The organism is Thalassotalea sp. G20_0, assembly GCF_017744175.1.
Taxonomy (GTDB): domain Bacteria; phylum Pseudomonadota; class Gammaproteobacteria; order Pseudomonadales; family Endozoicomonadaceae; genus Endozoicomonas.
In genome coordinates this window covers 1-3,563 of record NZ_JAGHQV010000121.1, presented here as the reverse complement: position 1 = coordinate 3,563, position 3,563 = coordinate 1, and the positions used below count along the sequence as shown (strand labels likewise).

Annotated in this window: 2 protein-coding genes; one reads left to right on the top strand and one right to left on the bottom strand. The window is 52.5% G+C overall.

The genetic code is table 11. The features are described from left to right. Nucleotides 1–560 (top strand): DUF2220 domain-containing protein (locus J7438_RS24755; protein WP_209278718.1); only part of this gene is annotated, 560 nt, incomplete at its 5' end. A gap of 246 nt (nucleotides 561–806) precedes the next feature. Here J7438_RS24755 and J7438_RS24750 read toward each other — a convergent pair. Beyond that, nucleotides 807–3,563: hypothetical protein (locus J7438_RS24750; protein ID WP_209278717.1), on the bottom strand; the 2,757-nt coding region annotated here is incomplete at its 5' end.

The window sequence follows — 3,563 nt, the reverse complement described above, 5'->3', positions numbered from 1 at the left end:
TCGCCGGTCTCGCAGAAAACGGTTTTGAACGCCGCTTTGGCCTGCGGTTTGATGAGCCACTGGTGCGCTACCGGTTATTGGATCATCCCGGCCCGGTGACGGATATCACGGTTCCGGTGTCGCAATTTATAGATCCGGGAACCAGCAAGGTGTTTATCACAGAAAACAAGGTCAATGGTCTTGCCTTTCCACCGGTACCGGATGCCATTGTGATCTTTGGGTTGGGCTATGGTATTCAGTCATTGTCTTCCATTGGCTGGCTGAAGGAAAAAGAGATTATCTACTGGGGCGATATTGACACCCATGGTTTTGCCATACTCTCCCGCCTGCGGCAGTATTTTCCGCAAGTCCGCTCATTGTTGATGGACCAGGCCACCCTGCAAGCGCATCTGGAACTTTGCACGGAGGAGATGGACAGTAAACGTTTTACCGGTGAACTGGCGGGACTTACCCCGGATGAATTGCCATTGTTTGCGGCACTGAAAGATAACACTTACGGGAAAAACCTGCGTCTTGAACAGGAACGTATCGGTTATGGTTGGCTGTTGGATGCCCTTTGACCGGTGATAGCATTAGCAGCGAAAATCTACCGATTCACTCCGCTGTCATCCTGCACAGGACCCGTCCCACAGGGAGGTGAATGCCCGGCAAGATAGTTCTCACTGCAAGGTGGGTTTCGTACATCCCTGTATGGAATAACAGCGGAGTAAAGTAACTGGTTTTCTGCAATGGATCCCTTAATGTCTAACCTGAGACGGGAGGCAAAAATCCAGAGTGCGGTCTTTCTTTTTGAACACATTCAAGTTTCATGACGCTGGTTTCCCATCAATTGCATTGAAACCGTGTAACAGGTTTTCCGGATGTTCCGGTTGTGATAGCTGATTAATACGTTTGTACAGCTCAGTCACTCTGTCAGTCTTTACCTGGCTCATTTCATGGGCTGGTTCCTGCGTAGAAACACTCTGCCTGTTCATTCGTTCTCTGATTCCCTGAATACCCTGTGATACCGAGTTGACCGCAGTGCTTGCCAGTTCTTTACCACGGGTCACTGGTTTCATCGCCAGCTCCTGACCACGCAACCCCTCCTGGTAACCGGTAATCCATTGATAGGTTGAATAGGCGGCAATCCCCAATCCGCCCGCTGCCAGAAGGGAACCTGAGGTAATTCCCAAGGTAGCGGCTACCGCCGGGGTGTCGGCAAACCTTCCTCCATCGGCAATGGATGTAGCGGTATTTACCGGGCAAGCATCACTGGACAAATCCAATGCATCCAGAAATTCTGTTCGCGAAGAGCAATTGGCTGTTAACACCCGTGGGTCTGCTTTTTGGCAAAGAAGCTGATCATTGGAGATAGATTCAGTATTATTCACTTTAATGCCATTGACATAGCTGTTCACCGCCGTGCTGTGGGCAACCGTGCCTTCAACCCTTCCCCCCCCGATGCCGCCTTGGGCAAACCTACCCTCGGTTTTGACATGGCTGTTCACCGCCGTGGTGTGGGCAACCGTGCCGTCAACCCTTCCCCCCCCGATGCCGCCTTGGGCAAACCTACCCTCGGTTTTGACATGGCTGTTCACCGCCGTGGTGTGGGCAACCGTGCCGTCAACCCTTCCCCCCCCGATGCCGCCGTATGCAGATCTACCCTCGGTTTTGACATAGCTGTTCACCGCCGTGGTGTTGGTAACCGTGCCGTCAACCCTCCCTCCCCCGATGCCGGCGTATGCATTCGAATCCGAGGTTGTGACATTGCTGTTCACTGTCGTGGTGTTGGCAACCGTTCCTCCAGCTTTAACATCCCCCCCCCCGATGCCGGCGTATGCATATCGCCCCCTGGTGACAATACGAACATCTTTCGCCCGGATATTACTGACTGTGCCAGTAACATCAACAACACAGGCTGCTAACCCGGTCGTCTTCCGGGAATTTATATTGGCACAAGTAAAGTGAAGGTCACGGATGCTGCCTTTCAGAGTGTCAACAAAACAGTCAGACAGGCCGCTGATGGTACGGCCCTGCCCATCGTACTCCCCGGTGAATGGCTGGGTATCATTGCCAATGGATGGATAGTCTTTAGTGACAACAATATCCGCTTTCTGTTGATAAGTACCGTCCAGTCGATAGTCGGGATGTCGACCAATCTTGCCCAGGGTTTCTGCATCATTAATCTCTATGGGTGTTGATGCTGTAGCGGCATTTGGGCAAACCGATAAATCCAACGCATCCAGAAATTCTGTTCGCGAAGAGCAACTGGCTGTTAACACCCGTGGGTCTGCTTTTTGGCAAAGAAGCTGATCATTGGCGATAGATTCAGTATTATTCACTTTAATGCCATTGACATAGCTGTTCACCGCCGTGGTGTGGGCAACCGTGCCGTCAACCCTCCCCCCCCCGATGCCGCCTTGTGCAAACCTACCCTCGGTTTCGACCGTGCTGTTCACCGCCGTGGTTTCGGCAACCGTTCCTGAAACCCGCCCCCCCCCGATGCCGGCGTCTGCAGATCTACCCTCGGTTTTGACATGACTGTTCACCGCCGTGGTGTTGGCAACCGTGCCGTCAACCCTCCCCCCCCCAATGCCGGCGTATGCATTCGAATCCGAGGTATTGACATAGCTGTTCACCGCCGTGGTGTTGGCAACCGTTCCTTTAACCCACCCTCCCCCGATGCCGGCGTATGCACTCCGACCCGAGGTGAGAATATGAACATTTTCCGCCCGGATATTACTGACTGTGCCATTAACATCAACAACACAGGCTGCTAACCCAGTCGTCTTCCGGGAATTTGTTATATTGGCACAAGTAAAGTGAAGGTGAGTGATGCTGCCTTCCAGAATGTCAACAAAACAGTCAGACAGGCCGCTGATGTTACGGCCCTGCCCATCGTACTCCCCGGTGAATGGATGGGTATCGCCAATGGATTGATAGTCTTTAGTGACAACAATATCCGCTGTCTGTTGGTAGGTACCGTTCAGTGGATAGCGGGAATCTCGACCAATCTTGCCCAGGGTTTCTGCATCTTTAATATATATGGGTGTTGATGCTGTCGCGGCTGTTGACACTGTGGCATTTGCCGCCGCGGCAGCTGTTGACTGTTTAGCGGCTGTTGGTGCTGTAGCGGGTGTTGCCGCTGTGGTATTTGCCGCCACCACAGCTGTTGACTCTTTAGCGGCAGTTGATGCTGTAGCGGGTGTTGACGCTGTGGCATTTGCTGCCACCACAGCTGTTGACTCTTTAGCGGCAGTTGGTGCTGTAGCGGGTGTTGACGCTGTGGCATTTCCCGCCACCACAGCTGTTGACTCTTTAGCGGCAGTTGATGCTGTAGCGGGTGTTGACACTGTAGCGGTATTTACCAGGCAAACATCATTGTACGATAAATCAAACGCATCCAGAAATTCAGTTCTCAGGCAGCAATTGGCTGTTAACACCCGGGGGTCTGCTTTTTGGCAAAGAAGCTGATCATTGGCGATAGATCCAATATTTACTTTAGTGCCATCGACATAGCTGTTCACCGCTGTGGTGTTGGCAACCGTTCCTTTATAATACCCCCCCCCCCCTATAACATACCC